The sequence below is a fragment of the Vibrio superstes genome (assembly GCF_003569005.1).
Taxonomy (GTDB): Bacteria; Pseudomonadota; Gammaproteobacteria; order Enterobacterales; family Vibrionaceae; genus Vibrio; species Vibrio superstes.
Genome location: NZ_BCUR01000004.1, coordinates 1,587,111 through 1,601,856 on the forward strand (window position 1 = coordinate 1,587,111; position 14,746 = coordinate 1,601,856).

Genomic DNA, 14,746 nt, shown 5'->3' on the forward strand with positions numbered 1-14,746 from the left:
TGCGTCTTCATCAAACGCATTAACTGCGCCAACGACTTGACCTTTGGTCGTGCCCTCATTCAAGGCTTCGAAATCATACACATCGTCATTGCGCGCATCACCTGGTAGGTCATCACCAGAAATAAACTCTGGGGCATCATTCACTGGAGTAACGGCAGGGTCGACAGTTACTGGCTCACCATTTTCGATACCATCACTTGGAGTCAAAAGAAACGGCGGAAGTTCTTCGCCTTTGTTGACTAAAGCAGCTCCGGACTCGGTTAATACGACAGAACCATCACCGTCCAGTTCATAGTTAACTGTATCGGACAGAACCACAGTGACAGTGTCACCATCAAGATCCTCAGTAATATAGCGAGCAACAAGATCACCAGCACCTACACCATCATCTTCGATGAAATTATTCACTAACGTGACTTCAATGGTTGGTAAATTATTTGCTGGCTCTTCTAACAGACTCACCGTTTGAATGACAAAAGTTTCAATCGCATCACTCTGTTCAACGGTAATCTGAGCAGGAAACAACCCGTCTGTCTGAAAATCCGTTGTAGCGATGGTTTGTGCACCGTCTCGTTCTACCGCTCCGGTCGCAGTTAAACTAGAGCCATCGTCATCTCCAGATTGAGGATCATTACCATCTTCTGCGGTAGGATCGCCGCCCTGTTCAAGGGAGTCTAAAACACTCTGAATTCCAGACTGTGCGTCTACAGATTGGATAGAATTTTGTTGAGCGATAGATACTCGCAATTCCGTCACAATATCTTCGGGTATAGTTAGGGGGTTTTCGCCTACGGAAAGGATCACGTCACCATCTTGCGGTACATAATCTAAGGGAGCTATTTTGAGGTTACCTTGAGCATCGACGATCAACCAACCGTCGCCAGCAATGACTTCTTGAGCAAATGAGATACTGTCCATGTGTTCTCCTTAGGCGAGTTGTCCCTAATCTAGATGAAACATGCTGTAACATATTTTTCGCCTCTGAGTAAATTTTATACTATTTTTAGGTTTACATCCCATTAATCTTCTCAAAACGAACGGTAAACAATACGAAGCAATTTGCTCATTCAGTTGTTGTAAATAGTTTTGTATTAACTATTATGTACTTAGTGGCCAAAACGCCGTATTGAAAGCAAGTGAAGGCTTCAGTTTTGGTTAAAAAAAAGTAACGGAATACTAGGGAGTACACCTTGAAAAGGATTAAGCTAAGCGCAGTCGCTCTAGCTACAATGCTGTGCAATCCAGTCTCAGCCCAGTCGTTAGAGCAAGCCATCTCATACACTCTTCAAACCAATCCTACGGTCAAGAGCTCGTATAACGACTTCATGTCTTATGTTTATGAAAACAAAGCAGCCGTACGCGAGTACTACCCGAAGCTTGATTTAAGTGCCGGCGTAGGTTGGGAAGACTACACATATGACGATAACCCTGCTCGAGACAGCGACTTCACTGCGATAGATGCGTCTTTGACGTTCACTCAGTTGATTTGGGACGGTTCAAATACTTTAAACAACATGGATAGAACGGCAGCAGAAGCCGAGTCTCTGAGATATAAAGTAATCAGTGACGCATCTGATATCTCATTGGAAGTCGCCAAAGTGTATCTTGATGCTCTGAAGGCCTACGAGATATTGGCTCTGTCCGAGAGTAACCTTGCCACCCACAAAGAGATCTTTAAAGACATCAAAAAACGAACCGATTCCGGTATCGGTTCGACAGCCGATTTATCCCAGGTAGAGGCTCGTATTGCTAAAGCACACGGCAACCTACTGGCAGCTCAGAACAACTTATTTGACACACACACACAATTTACTCGATTAGTGGGTCAAAGCCCGCAAGGTCTTGTTTTTCCTCGTGCAGACGAAACTACCATACCTCTTACCCTATCAGAGGCTATTGATGTAGCGCTAGAGAAACACCCAGTGATTAAGACAGCTAAAGTGGATGTCGATGCCGCTAAATTCCAATACAAACAGTCTAATAGTCCTAACCTACCTACCTTTACCATTGAAGCTGGTTATGACTATTATGACGATGCAGAAGGTACACCAGGCCGACGTGATGAAATGAACGCGACATTGAGAATGCGTTACAACTTGTTCAATGGTGGCGTCGATAGTGCAAACAAAGACAGAGCCGCTTATCAGATGAATAAGTCAAAGGATTTACGAGATAGAGCCTATCGTAATGTCGAAGAAAGCCTTCGTTTATCTTGGAGTGCATTAGATTTAACCCTACAGCAAAAAGAATTCCTCGCTGACCACGTAGACGCAGCATCAGATACCGTGGTTGCTTACGATAAGCAGTACAAAATCGGAAAACGAACTCTTCTTGATCTATTGAACACTGAAAACGAGCTGTTTGAGTCCCGGAAAGGTTATGTTGACGCTTTATATGCTGAGCAATACGCTAAATTCCGAGTGCTTAATGCTACAGGCACCTTGCTTGAGTCTTTGTTAGTAGACGTTCCTGAACAGTGGAACGAGGCGGTGGAGTACTAAGATGAAAAAATTAATTTTAGCCTCAGTAGTTTCACTAGCACTTATCGGCTGTGCTAACGATACCGAAGAGTACATTGAAACACCTCTTCCAGATCAACAAGCGGACCTTCGCGATTTTGATGGCGATGGTGTTATTAATGCTCGCGACAAATGCCCTACAACACCCAAAGGTGCTCGGGTTAACAACGATGGTTGTGAGGAACTTATCGAAGTCTCCCAAGAGCAGAACTTGAAAATCCTGTTCGAAAACGATTCTGCTGAGGTAAATCCTGTTTTCTCTGGACAGATACAAGGTATGGCCGAGTTCCTGAAACAATACCCTGAAACCTCGATTGAGATACAAGGATTTGCTAGTAACCCAGGTGATCGTGAGTACAACCTCGAGTTATCACGCAACAGGGCACTATTTGTTCAAGATAAGCTTATTGGATTTGGTGTCGAACCCAGTCGTGTTACCATCATCGGTTATGGTGAGGATGAAGTGGAAGATGACACCCCTACAGATGAAGCACTAGAGCGCCGTGTAGAAGCCACAGTCGTAGGCTTTAAAGGTGATTTCATCAAGGAATGGACCATCTTCACCAAGCTACCTAAGTAAACAAAAAAGAGCCCACTTAGATACTAGCCGAGCATTTGCTCGGCTTTTTAATTTACTAGACTGTAATTTGTGCCATGCAAAGAATAAGCATGCTAAAATAGCCCGCATATCACACTGTTAGGAAATAACCATGAGCCAATTGAGCAACGATATTCAGAAAAATCTAGAATTGTTTGTTGAACAAAGCAAAGAAGACAATCGTGTTTGGGGTCTAAAAAACGAAGACGGTTGGCTAGCTTGCGACTCTAGCGAGTTTGCTGAAACTGAAGTTATGCCGTTTTGGTCTGACAAAGCCGATGCCCAATACCACAACGTTGAAGAGTGGGCAGATTTCGAAGTAGTGGAAATTCCTTTGGATATCTTTGTTGAAGACTGGCTAATTACCCTATCAGAAGACGGTGTTCTTATTGGCACCAACTGGAATGCTGAACTAGAAGGCAAAGAAGTAGAGCCAGAAGCGCTGGCTAAACTCTACATCTAAACACGTTTTATTTTATCCCTGCCAATTATTGGTGGGGATTTTTGTTTTTAGGTAGGTCATAAATCATGTATAAACTCATCGCTATCGATATGGATGGCACTCTGCTCAATACCGATAAGGTTATCTCAGAGCAAAACAAACTAGCCATCGCAGAAGCAAGAAAACAAGGCGTTACTGTTGTTTTAGCTTCTGGTCGCCCACTACAAGGTATGGTGGATAGCCTAAATCAACTTAATATGAACAGTAATGAAGACTATGTTCTTTGTTACAACGCCGCGATGATTCAAAATATTGGTACCGGTGAAGTCATTCGAGAATGTTTAACCTCCGGTAAAGACGCTAAGCGTATTGCCCAATTCGCACAACTGCGTGGTTGCAACTATCATGCGTTCAGTAAGATTCATGGGCTCATTACTCCTCGTGATAGTCACTACACGCAGCATGAAGCGAAAATAAACGATCTCACCGTGACTCTAATGGATTTCGATACACTGGAAGATGATCACCCTATCGTCAAAACCATGCTGGTAGACCCTATTGAGATCATACAGCCTATCGCAGACAGTGTCCCTGAAGACCTGAAAAATGATTACTCCGTTGTACGAAGCGCACCGTTCTTTCTAGAGTTCAATAACCCACTAAGTAACAAAGGTGAGGGTGTAGAGGCGCTGGCTAAGCACCTTGGCATTAAGCAAAGTGAAGTGATGTGTATTGGCGATGCGGGTAATGACCATGACATGTTGAAATATGCTGGGCTTGCGGTCGTGATGCAAAATGCCGATGAAGAAACCAAATCTTTAGCGGACTATATTACCGATACCAATAACAACTCTGGAGTGGCAAAAGCCATCGAGAAGTTTGTATTAGCCTAGAGCTTTAGTCATGCAGCGAAGATGCGTTTGAAACCCTAGCTTGTTATAGGTTTCAAGCGCATTATTATTGAAATCCCAAACTTCTACATTCAGCCTTTTGGCGCCGCAATCCACAAACTCTTGTTTGATACGTTCAAACAAAGCCAGACCCACTCCATTTGCTCTATGACCTTCAGCGACATACCACTGATCGATGCTGCCAATTAATTCAGACTTTGTTAGTGGCGAAGCCAACTCATAAAGTTGTCCAGCAATAAATCCGCACACTTCATCACCATGAGTAGCAACAAATACAGCGCACTCTGGGGTATCCAAGTAATTGTCTAACTCAGCTTCTAGCTCTATGGGACAAGGTTTTTTGATCAACTCAGCACAGTGCTCATGATGCCATTGATAAAGAAAGCGCCATAATTCGAGCAATTGTTCCCGCTGTGCGTGCTTGGCCCTATTAACGCTATAAGTAACCGACATTTTGCCATACCACCCTAACAGCTAATGCAATCAACACCACACCCGAGATCTGGTCAATAAGCTTGCCCTTATTACGTAACCTTTCCAAGAATATAGGGCTTGATAGCACTAACGTAATAAAAGTGTACCAAAGGCCATCAACAATTAATGGGGTCATCACCACGGTTGCTTTTGCTGCAGTGCTTTCCCCTACAGCGACAAACTGGCTAAACAAGGCAATGAAGAACAAAGCTATTTTGGGGCTAAGGAGCGAGATCAACAGCCCTTCCTTTGCCGACTGTTTGATGCTTACCGCCTCACCCTTTTCTAATGTGCTAGCTATACCATCAGTGGATGTCAGAGATTTATAGCCCAAATACGCAAGGTACCCTGCTCCACACAGTGAAATGGTGACAAAAAGCACTTCAGATTTATGCAGTACGACCGCTAGGCCAATGACGGTGATAAAGGCATAAAAACCTATACCTATAGAATGTGCCCAGGCAGCGGCAAGGCCATTAAGCCTACCACCGGCCAATGTGTGTTTAGTGACTGTAGCGAGACTGGGGCCTGGAGACATGGCACCAAGTAAGCAGATTACAAATAGCGAGAGCCAGAGATCGAGAGACATTAGGTGATCCGATAATAGAAGTAGAGCTCTATGCTATTGATTTATTTTGATAGGTAAAGCCCTATTGCGATTTTTTCTGTAATCCTATGGCTTCACTGGTTTGATCGATTTTGACTATTTTTGCTTGTTTAGCATCTATACTCTCATCGATCTTCTTAAGTCGATCAGAAGCGACTTTCTTACGATCACAAGAGTCGGATTTGGCATCCCAACTCGTGCCATCTAAATAAATCTGACACTCTTTAACAAGGCTATTGAGGGTGTTGATGAGTTTTGCACGCTGAGTGTGGAGTTCATTGACTTCTTGTTGTAGACGCAGCTGGTCTTGGAAGAAAACTTTAGAGGTCTCTAGGACGTTATTTTGTATTTCGGTGCGCTCTTTCAGCGCCTCATTGCTTGCAGTAAGTTCTTCTACAGCCGTTTCTTGTTCCTCAAGGGTGCTTTTTAGTTGCTTGAGTTCAGTTGACAGCTTTTGATTTTCTTTCTGCAGTTGTGCTGACTTATCTTGAAATTCAGTCACAGATTTCGCTGTTTCTTGTTCACGCTCGTTAGTCGTGATGAGAGTTTGCTCTGCTTCAGACAAGTCGGAGCGAAGTTGATTGTTTTCTGATACTAATGTTGAGTGTTCTTGAATGGTTTTTTGGTGATTTTCTCTTTCAACAATAATCTCTTGATTGGTATTGTGTGAAATAAACGCGCTCCCCGCTGCCACTCCAAGTGCAAAACAAACAACGCCGGCTAAAACCGTAGTTTTTGTATTGCCTGCACGAGCTAACATGCTGGATACATTTTTTTTATCAACCACACACTTCTCCATTAGTGAATCAATTCAGTAATCATCAACACCGCAGTGTAGACCACGAAGGCACCAGATAACACTATAACGACCCATTTCTGTAGCTTTTCGTTGGTGTTATACCGCACAAATAGAAAAGCTAGGGCAATCAATATAACGATAGCCAGTAAACGTGTCATTTTACCTCCTCAAAATCCGTTTTATATCAGTTCTACGTTAAGTCTATCAGTTAAGTATTTGTTTTATTTATTCTAGAACAAAAGAATTTTCTATTATCCCCTTGAAACTGTAATGATTTATGTTAGTTTAGCCGCCTGTAAGTAATTTACTTACACACCTAGCGTTTTTAACGCTAGTTCCGATGAAGACTGCAGGAGAGTGACGTTTTATTACGTCCACCGAAGAAGTAAATCTTTCAGGTTCTTGTTTATACGTTCTTGTTTAACAAGTGAGGACTGCAGTTGGAGGAATCTCTGGAGAGAGCCGTACTACGTTGCCGTAGAAATCGGCCGCCGAAGGAGCAAGCCCTATTTAGGGTGAAACTCTCAGGCAAAAGGACAGAGGAGTGAAATTGCGTTTAACTACTTTTCTGTTAATTTTGTTCTATTGATCCGCGTTCACTCTTCTCCTTATATGTTGTTTATTAAGGGGAAAACATGCCATTTTCACAATCTTCGCTACATTCTGTTTTACAATCCATCGACAATTTTGTCTGGGGTCCACCGCTGCTGATCTTACTCGTGGGTACTGGGGTTTATTTTACCTTCAGCCTAGGTCTTATTCAGTTTAGGCATCTTCCTACTGCGTTAAAGATGGTATTCACCAAATCCGGTGACTCCAAGTCTAAAGGTGATGTTTCCGCCTTTGCTGCACTATGTACTGCCCTATCTGCCACTATCGGTACCGGTAATATTGTCGGCGTTGCTACAGCGATTAAACTTGGTGGACCAGGCGCACTATTTTGGATGTGGCTTGCTGCTCTATTTGGCATGGCGACCAAGTATGCCGAGTGTCTACTTGCAGTAAAATATCGCACCACTGACGACAAGGGCGGCATGCTAGGCGGCCCAATGTACTATCTTCGTGATGGTGTTAAATCGCCACTACTCGCCACACTATTTGCCGTGTTTGCGCTTGGTGTTGCTCTATTTGGTATCGGTACCTTTCCTCAGGTTAATGCCATCTTAGATGCCTCAGAAGTGACGTTAGGCGCTGATAGAACCATGGCGGCCATTATTCTAACTGTGCTCGTTGCTATGGTGACGTTAGGTGGAATTAAATCCATCTCACGCGTCGCGGGTAAGGTCGTTCCCACTATGGCGGTAATCTATATTATCTCCTGCTTGGGTATTCTGGTTAATAATAGTGATCAGATCTTGTCGGCGATAGAGTTGGTTGTGGTCTCGGCGTTTACACCGACTGCAGCAAGCGGTGGCTTCTTTGGTGCGAGCGTGATGCTTGCTATCCAATCAGGTATTGCTCGTGGCGTATTCTCGAACGAGTCTGGTTTAGGTAGTGCGCCAATGGCAGCTGCAGCAGCGAAGACGGACTCTTGTGCTCGCCAGGGCCTTATCTCAATGACAGGCACCTTTTTTGACACCATCATCATTTGCACCATGACAGGTTTAGCTCTCATCATCACTGGCGCATGGCAAACGGATCTCGCTGGCGCAATGATGACCACACACGCATTTGCTGTTGGTCTAAACGCCGACACGCTGGGCCCTATCTTGGTATCTGTTGGCTTGTTGTTCTTTGCGTTTACTACCATTCTTGGCTGGAACTATTACGGTGAGCGCTGTGTGGTTTACCTGTTTGGTACTAAAGCGATCTTGCCCTATAAAGTACTGTTTATCGCCTTAGTGTTCTCTGGTGCATTTATGAAGCTAGATATGATTTGGCTTATCGCCGACATCGTTAACGGCTTAATGGCTGTACCCAACCTGATTGGTTTGATTGCTCTACGCCAAGTGGTCATTGCTGAAACTAAACTGTTTTTCAGTCAGCCACTACCCGGTAAGGTAGCTACCCGTTCGTTATAAATAAAATAGAGCCCACTATCGAAAGATAGTGGGCTCTATTTTAGCTGAAAGATGTCAGCCTGACATTCATACACAAATAACTACCGACGCGTCTTGCCAAGCTCTCTTATCGGTAATCTTCAACAGAGTGCGTTCTTAGATTCCCGCTAACAGCACGCGGGAATGACGATTTTACAGCTATTAGCTAACGGCTGGCAGCTTGAAACTTTCGACCCACCCCCCGTTATTGCCAAGGGCTCTTATCGGTAATATTGGGTTTTCTGTACCGTTAGCTGCCCGTTCAGAGCTCTCGGGGACGACGTTTATTAATCGCATGAACATCCATGAACATCAAAGTAGTGATCTAATAAGGCATACACTTTGTTCGTTCACATTTAGAACGACTATCAATACTTGTGTATCAAAGTCAGACTTGCAGCTTTCAGGTTTTTAATTTTTTCACCGCTAAAATATTGGGATTGCCCGTCACCGTATTGGTTGATACTTGAACCTGATAAGGATAGAGAGTTTGAACCAATTCTTGAGTCAGTATCTTGTCGGGCTTTCCATCTGCGATCAATCTTCCGCTTTGCAATAACATCAGACGATCGCAAAACTCTGCTGCTGTGTTTAGGTTGTGAAGCGCGACGACGACCGTCTTCTGCTCTTTTACCAAACTGTGCAAAATATTCATTAATTGGGCTTCATGGCCAATATCTAGACTAGCACTCGGTTCATCAAGCAATATGATGGGTGTGTTTTGAAGTAAAATTCGCGCTAAATGAACCAGTTGCTGCTCCCCTCCGGAGAGGTGATCCACCGTTCTATCCGCTAGATATTCTATATCGAGTCGCTTTAATGCTATCGCGATTTTTTGCTTTTTTTCTTTAATGCTTAAGTTGGCATTATTCACCAAACCAAGGGACACCAGTTCAGTGACTTTGTAGGGAAACTCAACTCGATTGGACTGAGGTAAATAACTTACCTGGGCGGCGCGTTCACTTGAAGAAAGAGCTCCCAACGATTGCCCTTTTATAAAGACATTGCCGGAAGATGGCGTTAAATAGCCACTCAAGTGCTTTAACAAGCTCGATTTACCCGCGCCATTGGGTCCGATAACACCAATCAATGCGCCTGCTTCCACCTCAAAGTTAATCCCTTGCAAGATGGGTTTACCATTGATTTTAGAGAAGAGCTCAACGGCACTAAGACGGGGTTCATTCATAACAACCGACCTTGTTTTTGCACTCTGACCACTAGCCATAGAAAATAGAGTCCACCCAATACTGCGGTGATGATGCCTGCCTTTATTTCATAAGGAGCAATCAAGTAGCGTCCTAGCAGGTCACACACTAGCAAAAGAATAGCCCCAAATAGTGCTGACAATGGCAACAGGCTGATGTGATTAGCCCCCGTTAACATTCGAACGAGATGTGGCACCATCAGACCAATAAATCCAATGGGACCCGCAATAGCGATGGACATAGCAGTCAGTATCGACGCACACAGCAATAAGGCAAAGCGACTTCTCTGTACGTTCATCCCCAGCCCGTGGGCCGCTTCATCACCTATAGACAGGGTATTGAGCCAACTTGCACGCTTTAAGAGCCATACAGACGCCAATATGATGACAGGTAACGGCCAAGCAATATGTTGCCACAAGCGCCCTTCTAGGCCGCCCATGGTCCAAAAAACGAACTGATTAACCTCATACTGTCTAGCAAATAAAAGCACGCCAAGTGTTGCGCCGCCCAGCAGGGATGAAAGCGCTAGCCCCGCTAAAATAAGATAGAGGGTTTGACCATTGCCTGAGTTTTTCGCCAGTACATAGACAAACATGGCGCAAACCAACGCCCCCACGCTCGCTATCACTGGTGTCCATAATGGATTGGATAAAGAAAGCCCTGTAGCAATAGCAATCACTGCGCCAAAGCTACTACCTGCACTGACTCCAAGAACATCAGGGCTCGCCAAAGGATTTCGAAATAAGCCTTGCGTGCATGCGCCAGCGAGGGCTAACGCACTGCCAGCGGTGATTGCAGCGACAACACGGGGTAAGCGAATATGAACAACGATGGCTGACAAGGTTGGATACTGTGAGCTCGCAACCTCTTGCCCTTCAACAAGCCATAGCTTTAAAAATGCAAATAGATCCGCCAAAGCGATATCAACAGCGCCTAAAGTCAATGCAAACCAAATAGAAAGCAAAAGCACGAACAAAGAGCCATAACTATAGAGTCGGATTTTTGGCAGGCTCGAATCTGCAATCATGGAGCTGGCGCTCCTAGTACCGCTTTGTTGACGAACAAAATGGTCTCAACGATATGTTGGCTATAGGTGCCCCGTAAATTTTCAGGTATTTGATAAACGTCCCCATGCCTAATCGCATCAATGCTTCTTAGTGCGGGATCTGTCATTACCTGATTCATGAAGTTTTCTGCGCCCTGCTCGTCACCATAAATCCAGCCTGGGACAAATAGCACTTCGGGATTTAACGCCACCAGCAACTCTTTAGACATAGGGGTCTGCCCAAACTTGTCCGCCTGTAAATCAGAGACCAAGTTTTTAAAACCGGCTTTATCGACAATGAGCTGCCACGTTGATTGACGAGTGCTCGATGTTCCCCAACTGTTGTAATCGAGTACCTTATAATGATGACTGGTAAATATGAGCTCTTCTTCCAGTCGGCGATCCATTTCCGTCACCATGGCTTCCGCCTTATTTTGCTCATCGACTATCTTGCCCACCAGCTTGATCAGCTGTTTTATCTCTTCATAGGTTGACGGTGTAGGTAATAGAAAGACCCTAATTCCAGCGGCGCGAAGCTGTTCTACACGACCTGCATCGCTCCAATTAGCGGCAAACACGAGGTCAGGTTGATTTACTAATATTTGCTCGACATTGAGATCGAGACGAGGAATTGTCGTTGGCATCTTTCCTGCTACTGCAGAGAAGTGTTTATCATCCACTAGATTTGTGACTGAACTGAACTGCTGAGGCTCTATTAAATCCAGCAAGACTTCATCACTAAATAAGGATTTCGATGAGATTTTTTGTGGTGCTGAAGGCAAATGAACCGCAGTGCCACTTGCGTCCGTAACCGTCATTGGGAAACTCGCCCATGCATTTGACGCACAAAAACAAACAAGTAACAAAAAGACGCGCATAATACTTTCCATAGTCTGTTTTATTCGGGTGTTAATTCACTCTTTACTCTGCTTCCTGCAAGACTAGACTGCGCTTGCAGACGTCCTCTGGTTACCCGCAAAGAAAATTGAAGTAATCCGTGATTTTATCGAATAACAGTGATTAGATATCAGATTGGGACATAGAGTAACAATGTTTCTCTACTAACGCATTGAAACATAGTCTAATTGTAAGCCGAAAAGGACGAATAAATGAAATTCAGTGGTAATATCGATGAATTAGCTTACCCATTCATCTTTGAAGAAAGCCCACTTTGTGATTTTGAGATTCTCACAGATGAACTTTGTACTGTCGTCGGATTAGCGCTCTCCGCTATAGAAAATGCTCAGATACGCAGCTCTCTAGACCAACTGCAGCCAAAGATATTTCATCTTAATGGGTCTATACGTGGAAAAAATGGCATATTCGAGAGCGATATAGAACAGCTCACTAAGGAGTACCATTCCTTTAGAAATAGCGTCGCCGATGATCAAAAGCGTTTCGTTTTACCCCGAGGAACGGGCCCTGTAGTACAACTGCACTACTGTCGCAGTCTATCAAAAAAGGTAGTCAGACAGTTGGTATTGGTAGAAACATCCGGGAAGAATGTTCCAGAGACTCTGCCGAGATTTGCGAACCTGCTAGTGAACTACTTTTTTGCTTTAACCCGCGTACTAAACCAAGAGATGGGGATTGATGAGCCAGAGTACGTCAGTATCAATTATCCTGCGAAACCCAAGCTTTAACGCTGACAGCTATTAGCCTGTCTCTTGATCACAAGTCGGACTTTAGGGTTTCTGTCATGCCCGAGTGCTTTTATCGGGCATCTGTTTGTATAATGCCAGCCCAGAAAGCCCTAGGGGATGACGTTTATTAATCGAATGAACATCCCTGAACATCAAAGTAATGATCGAATAAGGCATGCGCTCTGTTAGAGCACATTTAGATCGACTATCAATACTTGTGTATGAAAGTCGGGCTATTAGCTAGAAGCTGCTCACCATCAACTGCGCTCCTAACGCAACCAACACCACACAGGTACACATCTGCAGACGGTAATTAGTTTTGCCATTTGCTAACAAAGCCTTGGCCTTATCGAGCATACTTGCAAGCCCACACTGCCAAATCATAGCTAATAAAAAGTGTATTGAAGCAAGAAACATGGATTGCAGCCAAAGGTTGCCATTTTGGTCGATGAACTGTGGCAAAAACGCGAGGTAAAACACCGCTGTTTTTGGGTTTAACACATTGGAGAGAAACCCTTCCCGAAGAGAAATATAACGCGATACTCCCTTTTCACTGCTGTCTATATGCAATGCACCTACGCCGCGACGCAGGGAGCGAACCCCGGACACGCCAAGATAGATCAAGTAAGCCGCACCCACAATCTTGATACCATTAAACAAATCGGGACTTTGGCTAATGATAGCGGCTACACCAATAGCGGACCAAGTCGCATGAAGGTATAACCCTAAGCAAATCCCCAAACTCGTAGCATAACCATCCCACTTACCGCCTCGACTGGTATTTCTGATCACCAATACAGTGTCTAACCCCGGTGTAATGGTCAACAAGGTCATTGCGGCGATAAAAGTGTATAAGTCGTTAATCTGCATTGGATTTTCTATTGCTGGCTAGGTTGGAAGCAGGAAGTTTGCTAGTCTAAACCAATTCAACACCCTTAAGGAAGAGATATGTCTGCATTTCAATCACTCAAAGACCATTTCCAAAAGATTGATAACTTTAACCACCTATCGGCAATCTGCGGATGGGATGCGGCGGCCATGATGCCCAGTGGAGGCAATGAAGCCCGTTCACGAGCCATGGCAGAGCTATCCGTGCATGTACACAGCTTAAAAACCGAGCCACAACTAGAAGAGTGGTTTGGCAAAGCCTCTGAGCAATCGCTATCAGCTCAAGACAACGCTGTACTGCGAGAGATGAAGCGAAGCTGGCTTATGTCCAATGTGCTGCCAGCTAAGCTGGTAGAAGCAAAGTCGTTAGCAGGCTCTAAGTGTGAGCATGCGTGGCGCACGCAAAGGGGCAATGATGATTGGCAGGGATTTTCGAAAAACTGGCAACCTGTGGTTGAACTGTCTCAAGAAGAAGCGCAAATACGCGCCGAAGCAGCTGGCCTATCTCCTTACGATGCCATGCTCGATATCTTTGAGCCAGGAACAAACAGCGAATCACTGACCAAAATTTTTAATGATGTGAAGTCTTGGCTTCCAAGCCTAATAGACACTGTCATTACTAAACAAAGTACTGAAGCAATTATTGAATCAACGGGCACCTTTGACACCTCAAAGCAAAAAGCGCTGGGCCTTGAGGTCATGAAACTTCTTCAGTTTGATTTTAAACACGGCCGCCTCGATGAAAGCGTACATCCATTTTGTGGCGGCGTGCCGGAGGATGTCAGAATAACCACCCGCTACGATGAAAAAGAATTCATGCAATCATTAATGGGTATTGTTCATGAAACGGGTCATGCACGCTATGAACAGGGCTTACCTTCCTCTCTTTCGGGCAATCCGGCTAGTGAAGCTCGCTCAATGGGTATTCATGAATCACAATCGCTATTCTTTGAGATGCAGCTTGGGCGCAGCGCTCCCTTTATAGGTCACCTCAGCCAGATGGCCACTAAGCAGTTCACCTCACATGACCCGTCACTGTTTGAGCCTAGTAATCTGAACAAGCTTTACACTCGCGTCAAAAAAGACTTTATCCGCGTTGACGCCGATGAACTCACGTACCCAGCACACGTTATTCTTCGCTTTGAGATCGAGCGTGACCTCATCAACGGTAAGATCAGCTACAAAGATGTCCCTGAACTATGGGATTCGAAGATGCAGTCTTATCTAGGACTGTCTACTGCTGGAAACTATAAAAATGGTTGTATGCAGGATATTCACTGGACCGATGGTGCCTTTGGGTATTTCCCAAGTTATACACTGGGTGCTATGTACGCGGCGCAGTTTATGGCAGCGATGAGAAAAACCGTAGATGTTGATGCCGCACTTCATGCTGGAGACCCAAGCCCTATCTTCACTTGGTTGTCAGATAACATATGGTCCAAGGGAAGCTTATCAACCACCGATGCACTGGTTAAAGCCGCGACAGGTGAGACACTAAACCCTATGCATTTCAAACAGCACCTGCAAAATCGTTATTTGTAGATTCATTCAGAGCACCTAATTTAGGTGCTCTGAC

16 protein-coding genes and 1 riboswitch are annotated in these 14,746 nt (G+C 44.6%); of the genes, 7 read left to right on the forward strand and 9 right to left on the reverse strand.

Annotated elements, in window-relative coordinates; translation table 11 throughout:
* A partial coding sequence (locus tag D5I41_RS15315) for a hypothetical protein (protein ID WP_162892846.1) occupies positions 1-918 on the reverse strand: 918 nt, incomplete at its 3' end.
* Positions 919-1,190: 272 nt separating this feature from the next.
* Between D5I41_RS15315 and D5I41_RS15320 the strand changes: the two genes are divergently transcribed.
* The 4 genes from D5I41_RS15320 to D5I41_RS15335 all read left to right on the forward strand — a co-directional run bounded on the left by D5I41_RS15320 (position 1,191) and on the right by D5I41_RS15335 (position 4,452).
* Positions 1,191-2,501 (forward strand): TolC family outer membrane protein, encoded by a 1,311-nt coding sequence (locus D5I41_RS15320; protein ID WP_119010525.1) that lies wholly within the window; start codon positions 1,191-1,193, stop codon positions 2,499-2,501.
* 1 nt (position 2,502) lies between these two features.
* Positions 2,503-3,099: an OmpA family protein gene (locus D5I41_RS15325; RefSeq protein ID WP_119010526.1), complete on the forward strand. Its 597-nt coding sequence runs from the start codon at positions 2,503-2,505 to the stop codon at positions 3,097-3,099.
* 130 nt (positions 3,100-3,229) lie between these two features.
* Positions 3,230-3,580 carry a DUF2750 domain-containing protein gene (locus D5I41_RS15330; RefSeq protein ID WP_017027039.1) on the forward strand — a complete coding sequence of 117 codons (351 nt, stop codon included), beginning with the start codon at positions 3,230-3,232 and terminating at the stop codon, positions 3,578-3,580.
* 65 nt (positions 3,581-3,645) lie between these two features.
* Complete coding sequence (locus D5I41_RS15335; RefSeq protein WP_119010527.1) at positions 3,646-4,452, forward strand: Cof-type HAD-IIB family hydrolase; 807 nt, start codon at positions 3,646-3,648, stop codon at positions 4,450-4,452.
* Here the strand turns inward: D5I41_RS15335 and D5I41_RS15340 are convergent.
* The 4 genes from D5I41_RS15340 to D5I41_RS21255 all read right to left on the reverse strand — a co-directional run bounded on the left by D5I41_RS15340 (position 4,444) and on the right by D5I41_RS21255 (position 6,508).
* Complete coding sequence (locus D5I41_RS15340; protein WP_119010528.1) at positions 4,444-4,923, reverse strand: GNAT family N-acetyltransferase; 480 nt, start codon at positions 4,921-4,923, stop codon at positions 4,444-4,446. The two genes, D5I41_RS15335 and D5I41_RS15340, sit on opposite strands and share 9 nt — an antisense overlap.
* Positions 4,907-5,533 carry a LysE family translocator gene (locus tag D5I41_RS15345; RefSeq protein ID WP_119010529.1) on the reverse strand — a complete coding sequence of 209 codons (627 nt, stop codon included), beginning with the start codon at positions 5,531-5,533 and terminating at the stop codon, positions 4,907-4,909. The genes D5I41_RS15340 and D5I41_RS15345 overlap by 17 nt, the downstream gene beginning before the upstream one ends.
* Positions 5,534-5,594: 61 nt before the next feature.
* Positions 5,595-6,338, reverse strand: a complete 744-nt coding sequence (locus tag D5I41_RS15350) for a hypothetical protein (protein WP_235868928.1) — start codon at positions 6,336-6,338, stop codon at positions 5,595-5,597.
* 11 nt (positions 6,339-6,349) lie between these two features.
* Positions 6,350-6,508 (reverse strand): hypothetical protein, encoded by a 159-nt coding sequence (locus D5I41_RS21255; RefSeq protein ID WP_017027044.1) that lies wholly within the window; start codon positions 6,506-6,508, stop codon positions 6,350-6,352.
* 284 nt (positions 6,509-6,792) lie between these two features.
* A riboswitch (glycine riboswitch) is annotated at positions 6,793-6,900 on the forward strand.
* Positions 6,901-6,985: 85 nt separating this feature from the next.
* Between D5I41_RS21255 and D5I41_RS15355 the strand changes: the two genes are divergently transcribed.
* On the forward strand, positions 6,986-8,371 hold the full coding sequence (locus D5I41_RS15355; RefSeq protein WP_119010531.1) for an alanine/glycine:cation symporter family protein: 1,386 nt from the start codon (positions 6,986-6,988) through the stop codon (positions 8,369-8,371).
* Between the two features lie 421 nt (positions 8,372-8,792).
* Here D5I41_RS15355 and D5I41_RS15360 read toward each other — a convergent pair whose 3' ends face one another.
* From D5I41_RS15360 to D5I41_RS15370, 3 genes are read right to left on the reverse strand one after another with little or no spacing between them, the layout of a single operon-like run.
* Complete coding sequence (locus tag D5I41_RS15360; protein ID WP_235868929.1) at positions 8,793-9,614, reverse strand: ABC transporter ATP-binding protein; 822 nt, start codon at positions 9,612-9,614, stop codon at positions 8,793-8,795.
* Positions 9,572-10,621, reverse strand: coding sequence for a FecCD family ABC transporter permease (locus D5I41_RS15365; RefSeq protein ID WP_119010533.1), 1,050 nt, complete (start codon positions 10,619-10,621; stop codon positions 9,572-9,574). Before D5I41_RS15365 ends, D5I41_RS15360 begins: the two co-directional genes overlap by 43 nt.
* Positions 10,618-11,517, reverse strand: coding sequence for an ABC transporter substrate-binding protein (locus D5I41_RS15370; protein ID WP_119010534.1), 900 nt, complete (start codon positions 11,515-11,517; stop codon positions 10,618-10,620). Before D5I41_RS15370 ends, D5I41_RS15365 begins: the two co-directional genes overlap by 4 nt.
* A gap of 231 nt (positions 11,518-11,748) precedes the next feature.
* Here D5I41_RS15370 and D5I41_RS15375 point away from each other — a divergent pair, with 231 nt between their 5' ends.
* Positions 11,749-12,282: a cobalamin adenosyltransferase family protein gene (locus tag D5I41_RS15375; RefSeq protein ID WP_119010535.1), complete on the forward strand. Its 534-nt coding sequence runs from the start codon at positions 11,749-11,751 to the stop codon at positions 12,280-12,282.
* A 240-nt stretch (positions 12,283-12,522) separates the two neighbouring features.
* Here D5I41_RS15375 and D5I41_RS15380 read toward each other — a convergent pair whose 3' ends face one another.
* A complete protein-coding gene (locus D5I41_RS15380; RefSeq protein WP_119010536.1) occupies positions 12,523-13,152 on the reverse strand; it encodes a LysE family translocator in 630 nt (209 codons plus the stop codon).
* 78 nt (positions 13,153-13,230) lie between these two features.
* Here D5I41_RS15380 and D5I41_RS15385 point away from each other — a divergent pair, with 78 nt between their 5' ends.
* Complete coding sequence (locus D5I41_RS15385; RefSeq protein WP_119010537.1) at positions 13,231-14,712, forward strand: carboxypeptidase M32; 1,482 nt, start codon at positions 13,231-13,233, stop codon at positions 14,710-14,712.
* Positions 14,713-14,746 lie beyond the last annotated feature (34 nt).